This window comes from Rhodococcus sp. P4_C10, from assembly GCF_056402135.1.
The window spans coordinates 1-15,269 of the sequence record NZ_JBFUHZ010000020.1; the positions used below are offsets into that span (position 1 = coordinate 1).

Consider the following 15,269-nt stretch of genomic DNA (forward strand, 5'->3'; position numbering starts at 1 on the left):
TGACTGGTCCGAACGACCCGTCAACCGCGCACGAGTGTGCAGCACCTAGTCGAAGGAGGGGTCCTCGGTCCGGGTGCGCTTGAGCTCGAAGAAGTGCGGGTACGACGCCAGCGCGACGGTGCCGTCCCAGACCTTGCCCGCGTCCTCGCCGCGCGGGATGCGCGAGAGCACGGGCCCGAAGAACGCGACGCCGTTGACGTGGATGGTCGGGGTGCCGACGTCGGGGCCGACGGCGTCCATGCCCGCCTTGTGGCTGGCGCGCAGTTCCTCGTCGTAGTCGCCCGACTCGGCCGCCGCGGCCAGTTCCGCGGGCAGGCCGACCTCCTCGAGGGCCTCCGCGATGACGACGGGCAGATCCTTGTTGCCCTGGTCGTGGATGCGCGTGCCCATCGCCGTGTACAGCGGCAGCAGCACTTTGTCGCCGTGGTCGCGGGCCGCGGCGATCGCCACCCGGACCGGCCCCCACGCGCGCACCATCAGTTCCTGGTACTCCTCGGGCAGGTCGCGGCCCTCGTTGAGCACGGCCAGGCTCATCACGTGGAAGTTGGCGTCGATGTCGCGGACCTTCTCGACCTCGAGGATCCAGCGCGAGGTGATCCAGCACCACGGGCAGAGCGGGTCGAACCAAAAGTCGGCGGTGTCCTTGGCGGTCACGGGCTGGTCTCCTGTCATCTGCATCGTCGGGGCGAACCACCCCGACGCGGGTCGGTACGAACTCGAGACACGGGTCTCCTGCCATGCCAACCTGCCACGGCCCCGATTCCTTCCCGCACCACCGGGTGCGCCGCTCTCGGTCCACGGGCCGCCCACGGGCAGTAGGGTCGGGACGAAGGCCCGTTCGGATCCGATCGTTCGCCAGCACCTGGGGAAACGGAGCGTGACGCGATGTCATCGAACCGCACATTTGTCATCGTCGGCGGCGGCCTGGCCGGCGCGAAGACGGCGGAAGCCCTCCGTGAGAAGGACTTCGACGGGTCGATCGTGCTGCTGAGCGAGGAGGACCACCTCCCCTACGAACGTCCGCCGCTGTCCAAGGAACACATGGCGGGCAAGAAGTCGCTCGCGGAGTTCACCGTCCACCACGGCGACTGGTACCGCGACCACCACGTCGACCTGCGGCTCGGCACCACGGCCACCGCCCTGGACCGCGACGCCCACCTGGTCACCCTCCCCGACGGCTCGACGCTGGGTTACGACAAGCTCGCGCTGGCCACCGGGTCCCGCTCCCGGCGCCCCCCGATCCCGGGCGCCGACGCCGACGGAGTCCACTTCCTGCGCACCGTCGAGGAGTCCGACGCCCTGCTCGACGCCCTGTCCCCCGGCGCACGGCTGGTGGTGATCGGTGCGGGCTGGATCGGGCTCGAGGTCACCGCCGTCGCCCGCGACCGTGGCGTGATCGTCACCGTCCTCGAGGCGGCCGAACTGCCGTTGCTCGCCGCCCTGGGCGCCGAGATGGGCACCGTGTTCGCCGAGATGCACCGCGAGCACGGCGTCGACCTCCGGTTCCAGGCCCGGGTCGAGGAGATCACCACCGCCGACGGCCGGGCCACGGGCGTACGGCTGGCCTCCGGTGACGTGCTGGCCGCCGACGCGGTCCTCGTCGCCGTGGGCGCGCAACCGAACATCGAACTGGCCGAGTCGGCCGGACTGACGATGGACGGCGGCGTGGTCGTCGACTCCGCGCTGCGGACCAGCGACCCGGACATCGTCGCGGTCGGCGACATCGCCGCGCACTTCCACCCGGTGCTCGACACCCGAATCCGCGTGGAGCACTGGGCCAATGCGCTCAACCAGCCGGCGGCGGCCGCGGCGACCATGCTCGGTCACCCCACCGACTACACGAACCTGCCGTATTTCTTCACCGACCAGTACGACCTCGGCATGGAGTACGTCGGCTACGCACCCCACTACGCCCGGATCGTGGTGCGCGGCGACGTCGCCCGACGCGAGTTCGTCGCGTTCTGGCTCGACGGCGACCACCGGGTCCTGGCCGCGATGAACGTCAACGTCTGGGATGTCGGCGACGTGGTACGGGCCCTGATCCTCGGCCGGATGCCGGTCGACCCGGTGGCGCTGTCCGATCCGAACGTGCCGCTCACCGAGGTCGCCGCCTGAGAGTCGGCGCGAGCGGTCGTGGGGTCCGGCGCGTCGTGATGGGATGGAGGCGTACACCTTTCCCGACCCCGAGGAGCGTCCGACGTGGCCCCACCGAACCTGACCCGCGACCAGGCAGCGCAGCGCGCGGAGCTGTTGACGGTCGACAACTACCGCATCGAGCTGGACCTGACCGACGGCAACGGGGCCCCGGGCGAGCACACCTTCCGCTCCCGCACCACGGTCACGTTCGGCGCGAAGGCCGGCGGCTCGACGTTCGTGGACCTCATCGCCCAGACCGTGCGCGGCGCCACCCTCAACGGGCGCGCGGTGGACGTGAGCGGGTACGACGAGTCCACCGGCATCACGTTGACGGACCTGGCCGAGCGCAACGAGCTGACCGTGGAGGCCGACTGCGTCTACTCGCACACCGGTGAGGGCCTGCACCGCTTCGTCGACCCCACCGACCAGTCCGTCTACCTGTACTCGCAGTTCGAGACGGCCGACGCCAAGCGGATGTTCGCCTGCTTCGACCAGCCGGACCTCAAGGCCACCTTCGACGTTCGGGTCACCGCGCCCACCGAGTGGCAGGTGATCTCCAACTCCGCCGTGGTCGAGACCCTGGCCGCGACACCCGGCGAGCACCACTTCCGCACCACGCCGAGGATGAGCACCTACCTGGTCGCCCTGATCGCCGGCCCGTACGCGCAGTGGAGCGACAGCTACTCCGACGAGCACGGCCACGTCCCGCTGGGCATCTACTGCCGCGCCTCGCTCGCCGAGCACATGGACGCCGAGCGGTTGTTCACCGAGACCAAGCAGGGTTTCGAGTTCTACCACCGCAACTTCGGGGTGCCGTACGCGTTCGGCAAGTACGACCAGCTGTTCGTGCCCGAGTTCAACGCGGGCGCGATGGAGAACGCCGGCGCGGTGACCTTCCTGGAGGACTACGTCTTCCGGTCCAAGGTCACCCGGGCGTCCTACGAACGGCGCGCGGAGACGGTGCTGCACGAGATGGCGCACATGTGGTTCGGCGACCTGGTGACCATGACCTGGTGGGACGACCTGTGGCTCAACGAGTCGTTCGCGACGTTCGCCTCGGTGCTGTGCCAGAGCGAGGCCACCGAGTACACCAACGCCTGGACGACCTTCGCGAACGTGGAGAAGTCCTGGGCGTACCGGCAGGACCAGCTGCCCTCTACGCACCCGATCGCCGCCGACATCCCGGACCTGGCCGCCGTGGAGGTGAACTTCGACGGCATCACCTACGCCAAGGGCGCCAGCGTGCTCAAGCAGCTGGTCGCGTACGTCGGCCTGGAGCCGTTCCTGGCCGGCCTGCGCGCCTACTTCGCCGAGCACGCCTTCGGCAACGCCACCTTCGACGACCTGCTCGCGGCGCTCGAGAAGTCCTCGGGCCGCGACCTGTCCGAGTGGGGCGCGCAGTGGCTCAAGACCACCGGCCTGAACATCCTGCGGCCGGAGTTCACCGTCGACGAGCAGGGCCGGTTCACCTCGTTCGCGGTGCTGCAGGACGGCGCCGCGCCGGGTGCGGGCGAGACCCGGGTGCACCGGCTGGCCGTCGGCATCTACGACGACTCGGACACCGGGAAGCTGGTCCGGACCGAACGCATCGAGCTGGACGTCGAGGGCCCGCGCACCGAGGTGCCGGAGCTGGTCGGCGTCGCCCGCGGCAAGCTGATCCTGGTCAACGACGACGACCTCACCTACTGCTCGGTGCGCCTCGACGCCGAGTCGCTGTCCACCCTGATCGAGCGGATCGGCGACATCGCCGACCCCCTGCCCCGCACCCTCGCCTGGTCCGCGGCCTGGGAGATGACCCGGCAGGCCGAGCTCAAGGCCCGGGACTTCGTGGCGCTGGTACAGCGCGGCATCGGCGCCGAGACCGAGGTCGGCGTCGTGCAGCGGCTGCTGATGCAGGCGCACACCGCGCTGAGCAGCTACGCCGAGCCGGACTGGGCCGCCGAGACCGGCTGGCCCGGCTTCGCGAACCGGCTGCTGGAACTGGCCCGCGAGGCCGAGGCGGGCTCCGACCACCAGCTCGCGTTCGTCAACGCGCTGACCGGCGCGCAGCTGTCCGCCTGGCACACCGAGGTGCTGACGGAACTGCTCGACGCGGACCCGGCCGGCCTCGGCCTGCCGGGCCTGACGGTGGACACCGACCTGCGCTGGCGGCTGGTGCACGCGCTGGCCGCGGCCGGCGAGGTGGACGCGGAGTCGGTGGCGTCGCCCTTCATCGACGCCGAGGCGCAGCGTGACCCGACCGCGGCCGGGTCACGTCATGCGGCCGCCGCGCGGGCGTTGCGGCCGCAGGCGGAGGCCAAGGCGCTGGCCTGGGCGACGGTCGTCGACGACGACTCGGTCCCGAACATCACCGCCCGCGCCATCATCGGCGGGTTCGCCGGACCGGGGCAGGACGCGGTGCTCGAGCCGTACCTGACCCGCTACTTCGCGGACATCCCCGGCGTGTGGGAACGACGCTCGAGTGAGGTCGCGCAGACGGTGGTGATCGGTCTGTACCCGGCGTGGGCGATCAGCGAGGCGGCGGTCGGCGCGGCGGACGAGTTCCTCGCCGGTGAGCACCCGCCGGCGCTGCGGCGGCTGGTGGTCGAGGGCCGGGCCGGGATCGTGCGGTCGCTCGCGGCGCGGGCGTTCGACGCCGGCTGACCCCACAGACGCCGGTGACCGAATGCCGCATTCGTTCAGCTCAGCTGAATGAATGCGACATTCGGTCACATGGGGGGTGGGGACTGAACGTCCCCTCTAGCTAATAGAACTACGGGCGGGCGATGGCCGCGCTCATCACCCGGATCGCGCTGATCAGGCCGTCGACCAGGTCGGCCTCGCCGAACGAGGAGACCGCCGCGGTCACGCCGAGCTGCGCGACCCGGTCGGTGACCCGGTCTGCCACGGCCCTGCCCGCACGGATCTCCACGGCGCGCTGGTTCGGCGACACCGCGATGAGCACCGAACGCTCGGCCTCGGGCGTCGTCGGGAACAGCTCCTCCGCGCCGGCCGCCGGGTCGTCGCCGAGCGGGCCGATGTACGCGTTGAAACGCACCTTGGTCGCGCGGGTCGCGTCGGTCATGGCGTCGTCGAGCGCCACCAGCTCGTCCACGGTGAACGGCAGGTCGTCGTACGGCTCGCCGATGCGGTGCACCGACGAGACGCGACCACTGGCGGTCAACACGGACCCCACCGGGAGGTCGGCCTCGATCACTGCCGGGAAACGGTTACCACCTGCCACTTGCCGTACCTCCGATCAGATCTGCGGAACCGGCCTCGATGGCCGCATGTCCACCGTGGTGACCGGCAACGGTCACCTCGTCGACTGCGGACCACAACACCGGCTTGTGCGTCCATTCCTTGTCCAGCGAGTAGTGCTCGGGCGTCGTGCCCGCCACCGGCTTGGCAAGGTAGGACAGTCCCGCGATGATCGCCGTGATGACCACGGGGATCGCTACGAAGATCAGCACTGTCTCAAGAATGCTCACGAGGCAAACGGTAGCCCAGTCGGCGGCAATTCGTACCGTCGGGGCCAACTCCGCGCGAGCCGCCTACGCCGCGCCCTCACCCAGGTAGCGCAACCACACCGGGTCGAGCTCCTTGTTGTCCGCGAGCAACCGCCAGTGCTGCCCCTTCGGCGGCACCAATGTGGCTCGCAGCGTCCAGCCGAGCTCGCTGAGCAGCTTGTCGGCCTTGCGGTGGTTGCACGGCGCGCAGCACGCGACGCAGTTCTCCCAGGAATGGCCGCCGCCTCGGCTGCGCGGGACCACGTGGTCGATGGTCTCGGCCTTGTCGCCGCAGTAGGCGCAGCGGAAGCGGTCCCGGTGCATCAGCGCGGCGCGGGTCAAGGGGATCCGGGCCCGGTACGGGACGCGCACGTAGGTGCGCAGCCGGATCACGGACGGCACCTGCAGCGAGTACTCGGCGGAGTGGATGACCTGGCCCAGCGGGTCCTCGTGGACGGCGTCGGCCTTGGCGCAGACCAGCAGGACGACGGCCCGACGGACGGGCAGTGCGGTGAGCGGTTCGTAGGTGGCGTTGAGCAGCAGCACCCGGCGTTTCACCCAGGCGGGTACCGCGTCCTCGCCCAGGTCCGAGGGTCTGGCGCCCTCGTTGATCAATTGCAGCGGAGAAGCCCCCGGTCCCCGTGACATGCGGGAAGCGGTGGGCTCGAGTTGTCGATGCGCGCGTGCGCCCTGTCGGTGCTTCATGCGACCTCCGGAAACAAGTGCCTCCAAGTTGACCACGGATGACGGCCGTGCGCACGCCCATTTTTGACATCGGACACCGGACATCGGGTGAACACTGGGCAACGACCGTGTCACCGGCGCGGCACGTCACCACCACAATCCACACGTCACCACCCCACCCCACAGGCCGGCGCTACGACCCATGGGCACTGGCTTCGACACCGCACCCGGTGGCAGGCACAATGGTGACGCCATGACTGAACCCGAGATGAGCTTCTACGACGCAGTCGGCGGTGCCGAGACGTTCCGCCGGCTCACCGCCCGGTTCTACGAGGAGGTGGCCAAGGACGAGATCGTCCGGCCGCTGTACCCGGAAGAGGACCTCGGCCCCGCCGAACGCCGCATGCGGTTGTTCCTCGAGCAGTACTGGGGCGGCCCGCGCACCTACTCCGACGAGCGCGGCCACCCGCGGCTGCGGCTGCGCCACCAGCCGTTCCGGATCGGCCCGATCGAGCGGGACGCCTGGCTGCGGTGCATGCACGTCGCGATCGCGTCGATCGAGCCGGAGATCCTCGGCGACGCGCACCGCCGCGCCCTCACCGACTACATGGACATGGCGGCCGCGTCGATGGTGAACGCGCCGATCTGACCGACTACGCCCGCGCGGTGCCGCTCGGGTCGTGGCGGCAGCGGGTGTTTGGCACTATGTGAACCTGTGAGCACCGAGGAGAACGCGCCGCAGGCGGCAGAACCGTGGTGGACGAATGCGGTGTTCTACCAGATCTACCCGCGCTCGTTCTCCGACTCGAACGGCGACGGGGTCGGTGACCTGGGCGGCGTCCGGGAGCGGCTCGGCTACCTCGAACTGCTCGGTGTCGACGCCCTCTGGCTGAGCCCGGTGATGCGCTCGCCGATGGCCGACCACGGCTACGACGTCTCCGACCCCCGCGACATCGACCCGCTGTTCGGCGACCTGGACGTCATGACGGCGCTCGTCGAGGAGGCGCACGCCCGCAAGATCAAGGTCACCATGGACCTGGTGCCCAACCACACCAGCTCCGAGCACCCGTGGTTCCGGGCGGCGCTGGCGGCCTCCCCGGGCAGCCCGGAGCGTGCCCGCTACCTGTTCCGCGACGGCCGCGGCCCGGACGGCGCCGAGCCGCCGAACAACTGGCCGAGCATCTTCGGCGGCCCGGCCTGGACCCGGGTCACCGAGGCCGACGGCTCGCCCGGCCAGTGGTACCTGCACATCTTCGCCCGCGAACAGCCCGACCTGAACTGGGACAACCCGGAGGTCGCGGAGGACCTGGCGAAGACCCTGCGGTTCTGGCTGGACCGCGGCGTGGACGGCTTCCGCATCGACGTCGCGCACGGCATGGCCAAGCCCGAGGGCCTGCCGGACCACGACTGGGACACCAACCGGCTGATGCGCAACGACGACGACGATCCGCGGTTCAACAACCCCGGCGTCCACGAGATCCACCGCGGGCTCCGCACGGTGATGGACGAGTACCCGGGCACGGTGGCCGTCGGCGAGATCTGGGTCCGCGACAACGAGCGGTTCGGCCAGTACATCCGCCCGGACGAGCTCCACCTGGGCTTCAACTTCCGGCTCGCCGAGGCCGAGTTCGGCGCCGAGCCGGTGCGGGCGGCGATCGAGAACTCGATGGCCGCGGTCGCCGGCGTCGGCGGCACGCCCACCTGGACGCTGTCCAACCACGACGTCGAACGCGAGGTCACCCGCTACGGCGGCGGCCGGGTCGGCACGGACCGGGCGCGGGCGATGGCACTGGTCGAACTGGCGCTGCCGGGTGCCACGTTCGTCTACAACGGGGCGGAGCTGGGACTGCCGAACGTGGACCTGCCCGACGCGGCACTGCAGGACCCGGTCTGGGAGCGGTCCGGGCACACCGAGCGCGGCCGGGACGGCTGCCGGGTGCCGCTGCCCTGGGAGGGCGGCGCACCGCCGTTCGGGTTCACCTCCGGCGCCTCGCCGTGGCTCCCGATGCCGCCCGAGTGGGCCCCGCTCACCGTCGAGGCCCAGCTCGAGGACCTGGGATCGATGCTGACGCTCTACCGCACCGCGCTGGACCTGCGGGCCACCCGCCCGGAGTTCAGCGGAGCCGAGATCGACTGGTACGGAAGCCCTCCCAGCTGCCTGGCGTTCCGTCGGCGCGGCGGACTCATCTGCGCGCTCAACGCCTCCGATGCGCCCATCCCGATGCCGCCGGGCGAGGTACTGCTCGCCAGTGTCCCGCTGACGGCCGGCGAACTCCCGCCGAACGCGGCGGTCTGGCTGGTCTGAGACGCCGGGCCCCGGACCCGACCGGGCCGGGGAGCCCGGTCAGGTCGGTCGGGGTGCGGTCAGATGACGGTCAGCGGCAGCGATCCGCCGCGCCGGGCGAACACCGAACCGAAGCGGGCATCGAGCCGGAGCCAGCTCTTGGTCACCCGGATCCGCACCGTCTCGTCCGCGTCGATCCGCGCCAGGTCGGCGTCCAACGCCAGCGGCGCCGCACCGGCGTGCGGGATGAATCCCATTGCCGCCAATGCGAACACCGTGCGCATCGACACCGCGACCTGCTCCCCCGCGCCGTCGACGGTGAGTACGTCCTGCGCGAGCAGGGACGCGGGCGGGCCCTGGCTGCTGCCGAAGTCCTTGGCCACCGCCACGCCCTGCTGCGCCAACTCCACGAGCACCCGCGCCGGCACGTCGTCGACGTGCACGAATCCCTCGACCGGCGGCAACGCACCCTGCCAGGCCGAGTCCATCGAGAAACCCGGGTCGACGTGGGCACCCGTCGCCTCGGTCAGCGCGCGCAGCAGCGTGTCACCGGCCGCCGTGGTGTCTGCGGGTGCGACCCGTCCGGACACCACCCGCGCCGCGAGGGCATCGAAACCCGTTGTCGCCCAGGCCTCCAACAGATCCTCGCCGCGCTGGCGCAGTCGCACGACCACGGCCTCGTCCAACCTGATCGCCCGGGCGAGGAAGGTCGCGAGGTTCTCCCGCTCACCCCGGTCCGGGACGGTCAGGCCGCGTTCATGCACGCTTCCAGCTCTCCAGGTAGCCGCGCTCGCCGGCCGTGAGCCGACGCAGGCGCTGGGTGTCGATGTCGAACGCCGCAATCTGGGTGGACGCCACGATCGCCGGCGCCGACGCCGGGTCCGCACCGCCCGCCCGCACCTCGTACCCGATGGTGAAGTCGACCGCGCGCACCGACTCGATCCACATCAACACGTCGAGCGGGCCGTCGTCGTGCCGCAACTGGCCGCGGTAACGCACGTGCAGGTCCGCGATCACCGCGCCCTCCCGCAGTGACACCGTCGGCCGCCCCTCCTCGAACAGCCAGGGGATGCGAGCCTCCTCGAGCAGCGTCACCATGCGGGCGTGGTTGATGTGCTGGAAAACGTCCATGTCGGACCACCGCACCCCGACCTTCGTGTGGAAGCCCACCGCTCCCTCCGTCGTGGTGCCTACAGCCTCGACAGTCATCGAGTTCCTTCCGATCGGGTGCCCGCTCCGCGCACCATGCTCCGTACCTGACGCGCCGCCACCGAGAGCGTCGCCAGGTCCAGCGTCCCAGACTCGATGATCTCGGTGAGCGCGGCCCGTGCCCTGGCGAGCCGGGACGAATTCGTGGACTCCCAGTCCGCGATCTTCTCGGCCGCGCTCTCGTCCGGTTCGCCCGCGACGAGTACGTCCATGGTCAGCGACCGCAACGAACCGTACAGGTCGTCGCGCAACGCCAGCCGGGCCAGCGAGTGCCACCGGTCGCCGCGTTCGAGACCCGATACGGCCGTGAGCAGTTCGTCGATCCCGAGGTGCTCGTCGAGCGCGTAGTACAGCTGCCCGACCTCGTCGTGCTCACGTTCGGTGATGTCCGCGATATCAATGATGTCGAGCACCGGGAACACGTCGAGCAGCCGGTACACCCGCTCCGCCAGCTCGTGCGGGCAGCCCCGCTCGATCACTCCCGCCATCCGGGCGTCGAGGTAGGTCACGTGGTGCCCGGTCAGCCAGCCCGCGATCCGCGGGGTCAGCGCCCGCACCCGCGCGGCGTACCGGTTGATCTCGGCGCCGACGGCCACCGGCTGCGGACGGTTGGACAGCAGCCAGCGTGAGGCCCGGTCGAGCAGCCGGCACGACTCCAGGGTCAGCTCGTCGCTGACGGTGGAATCGACCGGCGCCGAGCCGATCTCGACCCACACCGCACGCAGGTCGAAGATCTCGGCGGCGGCGCTGAAGGCGCGGGTGGCGTCGGTGCTGTTGGCCCCGGCCTCCTCACGGAGCCGGTACACGTAACTGATGCCGCCCCGGTCGACGGTCTCGTTGGCCAGCAGGGTGGCCACGATCTGCCGCCGCAGCCGGTGCCCCCGGATCTGCGCGGCGAACCGGTCCCGCAACGGGACCGGGAAGTACCGGGGCAGGCGGCCGGCGTAGGTGTCGCTGTCGGGAAGCTCGCTGGCGAGCAGGTCGTCCTTGAGCTCGAGCTTCACATGGGCCAGCAGGGTGGCCAGTTCCGGTGAGGTGAGACCGATCCCGGCGGTGCGGCGTCGGGCGATCTCCGCGGTCGTGGGCAGCGCCTCGAGCTCCCGGTCCAGGCCCCGCTTGCTCTCCAGCCGATCGATCAGGCGCTCGTGCACCGAGAGCATCAACGGCGCGTCCGCCCGAGAGGCCCCCATCAACTCGTTCTGCAGGACGTTGTCGGCAAGCACCAGCCGGGTGACCTCGTCGGTCATCGAGGCGAGCAGCTCGTTGCGCTCCTGCCTCGGCAGCGCGCCGGTGTGCACGGCCGCGTCCAGCAGGATCTTGATGTTCACCTCGTGGTCGGAGCAGTCCACACCGGCGGAGTTGTCCACCGCGTCGGTGTTGATCCGGCCGCCGGCCAGGTCGTACTCGATGCGCCCGCGCGAGGTGAACCCGAGGTTGCCGCCCTCACCCACCACCCGCGCCCGCAGCTCGCCGCCGTCGACCCGGACCCCGTCGTTCGACTTGTCCCCCACCTGCGCGTCGGTCTCGTCGGCCGCCTTCACGTAGGTCCCGATACCGCCGTTCCACAACAGGTCCACCGGAGCCCGCAGGATCGCGCGCACCAGCTCGGGCGGGGACAGCTCGACGACCTCGTCGTCCAGTCCGAGCACCGCGCGCGCCTCGGCACTGATCGGGACCGACTTGCGGGTGCGTTCCCAGACCCCGCCGCCCGCACCGATCAGCGAGGCGTCGTAGTCCGCCCACGAGGACCGCGGCAACCCGAACAGCCGCTGCCGCTCGGCGAAGGAGCTCTCCGGCGCCGGGCTCGGGTCCAGGAAGATGTGCCGGTGGTCGAACGCCGCGACCAGGCGGATGTGCCGGCTGAGCAGCATCCCGTTCCCGAACACGTCGCCGCTCATGTCACCGATGCCGGCCACCGTGAAGTCCTCGGCGGCGGTGTCGAGCCCCAACTCCCGGAAGTGCCGCTTGACCGACTCCCAGGCGCCCCGTGCGGTGATGCCCATCGCCTTGTGGTCGTACCCGACCGAGCCGCCCGAGGCGAACGCGTCGCCGAGCCAGTAGTCGTACTGCGCCGCAACGTCGTTGGCGAGATCGGAGAAGGCCGCGGTGCCCTTGTCTGCCGCCACCACCAGGTAGGTGTCGTCGCCGTCGCGCCGCACCACCCGCGGTGCGGGCAGCACCGCGCCGCTCGCCCGGTCGACGTTGTCGGTGACGTCGAGCAGTCCGGAGACGAACAGCCGGTAGCACGCCTGCCCCTCGGCGAGGGCCGCCTGCCGGTCCGCCCCGGCGTCCCCGGTGGGCGCGGGCGGACGCTTCACCACGAACCCGCCCTTCGCGCCGACGGGCACGATCACCGCGTTCTTCACCGCCTGCGCCTTGACCAGCCCGAGCACCTCGGTGCGGAAGTCCTCCCGACGGTCGGACCAGCGCAGCCCGCCGCGGGCCACCGGGCCGAACCGCAGGTGCACGCCCTCGACCCGCGGCGAGTAGACGAACACCTCGAAACGCGGACGCGGCCTGGGCAGGTCGGCGATCTGGCTCGGATCGAGCTTGAACACCAGGACGTCCCGGTACGCGGCGTCGGCGTCGGTGACGTAGGCGTTGGTGCGCAGCGTCGCCAGGACCAGCCCGAGCATGCCGCGCAGGATGCGGTCCTCGTCGAGGCTGACGACGGCGTCGATCCGGGACCGCAGTTCGGCGACCAGGGTCTCGGCACGGTCCGCGGACGCCGCGTCGGGGTCGAAGATCGCACGGAACAAATCGCTGAGCAGTCTGGTGGTGTGCGCGTGGTCGACCAGCACACCCTCGATGTGGAACTGGCTGTACGGGAACCTGGCCTGCCGCAGGTACTTTGCGTATGCCCGCAGGACCACCGCCTGCCGCCACTCGAGGCCCGACCGCAGCACCAACTCGTTGAACCGGTCCGGCTCGGACCGACCCTGCCAGACCGAGGTGAACGCCTCGGTGAAGCGTCGCTGCAACTCGCGGGCCGCCACCGACTCGTCCAGGTCGTCGGCCTCGTCGAGTTCCCGGTCCAGGTCCTCCTCCACCGACGAGTCGATCAGTTCCGGGGCCGCGGAAAGACCGAAATCGTAGATCCAGCACCGTATTCCGTCGGGCCGGGTCACCTCGTAGGGTCGCTCGTCGATCACCTCGACGCCGAGGGACTGGAGCACCGGCAGCACCTGACTCAGGGACACCCCGTCCCCGCCCGCGATGTACAGCGTGAACCGCCACTGGCCGGGCGCGGCGTTGCGCCGGCGGTAGAGCTGCAGGTCGATCGCGTCCCCCGTCAGCGCCTCGAGTCGGACGATGTCGTGGGTGGCCCGGGCCTGGTCGAAGTCCTCCTTGTAGCCCTCGGGCAGCGCCGTGGCGTACCGCTGAGCGGTCAGCGTCGTCACTCGCGGCTCGTCCACCGTCGCGTCCATCAGATCGTCGTCCCAGGCCCGGGTCGCCGCCGCGAGCAGGCCCTCGATGCGTTCCCGGTTCTTTGCCGAGACATCCACCGCCGCACCGTCTTCCATGGTCCGGCGGATCGTGAAGTGCACCATCGCGAGGTCGGACTCGGTGACCCGCACGCTGTACTCGAGGCTGGCGCCGCGCAGCTCGCGCATCAGGATCGACTGCATCGCCAGGCGGGCCCGGGTGTTGTACCGGTCCCGGGACAGGTACACCAGCGCCGAGGTGAAGTGTCCGTAGTGGTCGTCGCGCAGGAACAACCGAGCCTGCCGGCGCACGCCGATGGCCAGCACCGACAGCACCGTCTCGTACAGCGTGTCCTCGTCGCTGGCGAACAGTTCCGCGCGGGGGAAGGACTGGATCACCTCGAGCATCGCCTGACCGGAGAACGAGTGCAGGTCGAAGCCGGCCCGCTCGATCACCGAGTGGGCCCGCCGGGCGATCACCGGGATGTCGAGGATGTTCTCGTGCAGCGCGGTGACCGTGAACACACCGAGGAAGCGGTGTTCGCCGACGGTCCGTCCGTCCTCCCCCAGCGCGGTGACCGCGACGAAGAACGGGTACACCGATCGGTGCACGGTCGCCGGGGCGGGCCCCTGCGAGAACATCAGCAGCGGGCGCTCCGGCCAGAGCACCGGCGCGGGCAGGTCGATGCCGTGGTCGGTGAGGGTGTGGGAGCCGAGCACTCCGAGTCCGCTGTCGGGGACGATGTGGGCCCGCGGGCGGACGGTGCCGGTGGTGTCCTCGAACTCGTAGCGCCGGTAGCCGAGCAGGGCGAAGTTTCCGCCCGCGAGCCAGTGCAGCAGCTCCGCGCAGTCCCGGACGTCGTCCTCCGGGTACCGGCAGTCCCCGCGGTCCGCGTGGGCCTCGAGTTCCTCGGCGAGCGCGAGCTGGCTGTAGCGCATCGCATCGGTGTCCGCGATCACCTGACGGACGTCGAGCAACACGTCGTGGACCGCCTCGCCGATCTGCCCGAGCAGGGCCGCGTCCGTGGCGGGGTGCAACTGCAGGTGCATCCACGACTCCGACCACAGCGACCCGTCCGTGCCGGTGTCGGAGCCCGCCTCCTCGGCGGCCGACGCGCCGTTGACCAGGACGTCCTCGAGGTCGCCGGCGGGGCCGCGTCGCACCCGCAGGACGGGGTGCACGATCTCCACGACGGTGACGCCGAGCCTGGTGAGCAACGCGGTCACCGACTCGACCAGCATCGGCATGTCATCGGTGGCGATCTGCACGGCCGGAGACCCGACCGCGGGGGTGAACACCCGGGACAGCGACTGGCCCGGCCGGCGGTGGCGCGCGAACATCAGATGCTCGCGGAACCCGCGCATCGCGTCGTCCGAGACCACGCCCCCGGTCCAGGCGAAATCGGTGTTGCGGAAGTAGGCGGCCGCCACCTCCTCCAGGTGGGAGACGAGGGCCGCGGGCAGGCTCATCGCCCACTGCTCGTCGAAACGATCTGCCGATACGGTCATCGCGGGCCACTCCCTGGTCGATGTGACAGGTGTGCTCCGCTGAGCCTAGCCGCGGGGCCGGGGGGGGCGACACGGACGCCGTTGCTGCTGCGCCGGGGTGGCTCGGGGTCAGTCGACGACGGCCGCGACCGCGTACTCGGCCAGCGCCGTCCGGACCGCGTCGGCGAGCGGCGTCGACTTGTCCGTCTTACGGTCGAAGCCGACCAGCACGCTGTCCGCGACCGCGCAGGTGTGGCCGTGCCGGTCCCGCATGACGTGCCGGACCTCGAACGAACTGTTCCCGATGTGCAGGATGTAGACCTCCGCCGTGAGCGGACCCGACTCGTCGGTGACCGGCCGCAGGTACTCGATCTCCATCTTGCGGACCACCGTGGCGGTGGCCTGTACGCCCGCGGTCCAGATGCAGTCGCGGAAGAACTTGACCCGCGCCTCCTGTGCGTACTCGACGAAGAGCACGTTGTTCACATGGCCGAGGCGGTCGGAATCGCCCCAGCGCACCTGGATCTCGCAGGTGTACGTCTTGTTCGGCACAGA

General features: G+C 70.7%; 12 protein-coding genes. 4 read left to right on the forward strand and 8 right to left on the reverse strand.

Translation table 11 applies throughout. The features are described from left to right. Nucleotides 1-45: 45 nt before the first annotated feature. Nucleotides 46-654: a mycothiol-dependent nitroreductase Rv2466c family protein gene (locus AC1DWC_RS15425; protein ID WP_477909378.1), complete on the reverse strand. Its 609-nt coding sequence runs from the start codon at nucleotides 652-654 to the stop codon at nucleotides 46-48. 231 nt (nucleotides 655-885) lie between these two features. Here AC1DWC_RS15425 and AC1DWC_RS15430 point away from each other — a divergent pair, with 231 nt between their 5' ends. Both AC1DWC_RS15430 and pepN read left to right on the forward strand, forming a co-directional pair. Further along, the gene (locus AC1DWC_RS15430) at nucleotides 886-2,115 is read left to right on the forward strand and encodes an NAD(P)/FAD-dependent oxidoreductase (RefSeq protein WP_072844921.1); all 1,230 of its coding nucleotides are present in this window, start codon (nucleotides 886-888) and stop codon (nucleotides 2,113-2,115) included. 84 nt (nucleotides 2,116-2,199) lie between these two features. Beyond that, complete coding sequence (gene pepN, locus AC1DWC_RS15435; protein WP_477909381.1) at nucleotides 2,200-4,779, forward strand: aminopeptidase N; 2,580 nt, start codon at nucleotides 2,200-2,202, stop codon at nucleotides 4,777-4,779. A 109-nt stretch (nucleotides 4,780-4,888) separates the two neighbouring features. Here the strand turns inward: pepN and AC1DWC_RS15440 are convergent, their stop codons facing one another. The 3 genes from AC1DWC_RS15440 to AC1DWC_RS15450 all read right to left on the reverse strand — a co-directional run bounded on the left by AC1DWC_RS15440 (nucleotide 4,889) and on the right by AC1DWC_RS15450 (nucleotide 6,329). Beyond that, entirely contained in the window at nucleotides 4,889-5,359 is a 471-nt protein-coding gene (locus tag AC1DWC_RS15440) for a DUF5130 domain-containing protein (protein WP_477909383.1), read from the reverse strand. Then, nucleotides 5,346-5,606 carry an aa3-type cytochrome oxidase subunit CtaJ gene (gene ctaJ, locus AC1DWC_RS15445; RefSeq protein ID WP_072844918.1) on the reverse strand — a complete coding sequence of 87 codons (261 nt, stop codon included), beginning with the start codon at nucleotides 5,604-5,606 and terminating at the stop codon, nucleotides 5,346-5,348. The genes AC1DWC_RS15440 and ctaJ overlap by 14 nt, the downstream gene beginning before the upstream one ends. Nucleotides 5,607-5,669: 63 nt before the next feature. Further along, complete coding sequence (locus AC1DWC_RS15450) at nucleotides 5,670-6,329, reverse strand: HNH endonuclease (protein ID WP_083577330.1); 660 nt, start codon at nucleotides 6,327-6,329, stop codon at nucleotides 5,670-5,672. Nucleotides 6,330-6,561: 232 nt separating this feature from the next. Between AC1DWC_RS15450 and AC1DWC_RS15455 the strand changes: the two genes are divergently transcribed. Both AC1DWC_RS15455 and AC1DWC_RS15460 read left to right on the forward strand, forming a co-directional pair. Continuing rightward, on the forward strand, nucleotides 6,562-6,957 hold the full coding sequence (locus tag AC1DWC_RS15455; protein ID WP_477909386.1) for a globin: 396 nt from the start codon (nucleotides 6,562-6,564) through the stop codon (nucleotides 6,955-6,957). Between the two features lie 66 nt (nucleotides 6,958-7,023). After that, nucleotides 7,024-8,613: a glycoside hydrolase family 13 protein gene (locus tag AC1DWC_RS15460; protein ID WP_477909388.1), complete on the forward strand. Its 1,590-nt coding sequence runs from the start codon at nucleotides 7,024-7,026 to the stop codon at nucleotides 8,611-8,613. Nucleotides 8,614-8,672: 59 nt separating this feature from the next. Here the strand turns inward: AC1DWC_RS15460 and AC1DWC_RS15465 are convergent, their stop codons facing one another. The 4 genes from AC1DWC_RS15465 to AC1DWC_RS15480 form a co-directional block, all read right to left on the reverse strand. Further along, complete coding sequence (locus tag AC1DWC_RS15465) at nucleotides 8,673-9,356, reverse strand: DUF8010 domain-containing protein (RefSeq protein ID WP_477909390.1); 684 nt, start codon at nucleotides 9,354-9,356, stop codon at nucleotides 8,673-8,675. Then, on the reverse strand, nucleotides 9,349-9,801 hold the full coding sequence (locus AC1DWC_RS15470; protein ID WP_477909392.1) for an acyl-CoA thioesterase: 453 nt from the start codon (nucleotides 9,799-9,801) through the stop codon (nucleotides 9,349-9,351). Before AC1DWC_RS15470 ends, AC1DWC_RS15465 begins: the two co-directional genes overlap by 8 nt. Continuing rightward, nucleotides 9,798-14,735: an NAD-glutamate dehydrogenase gene (locus tag AC1DWC_RS15475; RefSeq protein ID WP_477909394.1), complete on the reverse strand. Its 4,938-nt coding sequence runs from the start codon at nucleotides 14,733-14,735 to the stop codon at nucleotides 9,798-9,800. Before AC1DWC_RS15475 ends, AC1DWC_RS15470 begins: the two co-directional genes overlap by 4 nt. Nucleotides 14,736-14,843: 108 nt before the next feature. After that, nucleotides 14,844-15,266 carry an acyl-CoA thioesterase gene (locus tag AC1DWC_RS15480; RefSeq protein WP_072844911.1) on the reverse strand — a complete coding sequence of 141 codons (423 nt, stop codon included), beginning with the start codon at nucleotides 15,264-15,266 and terminating at the stop codon, nucleotides 14,844-14,846. Nucleotides 15,267-15,269 lie beyond the last annotated feature (3 nt).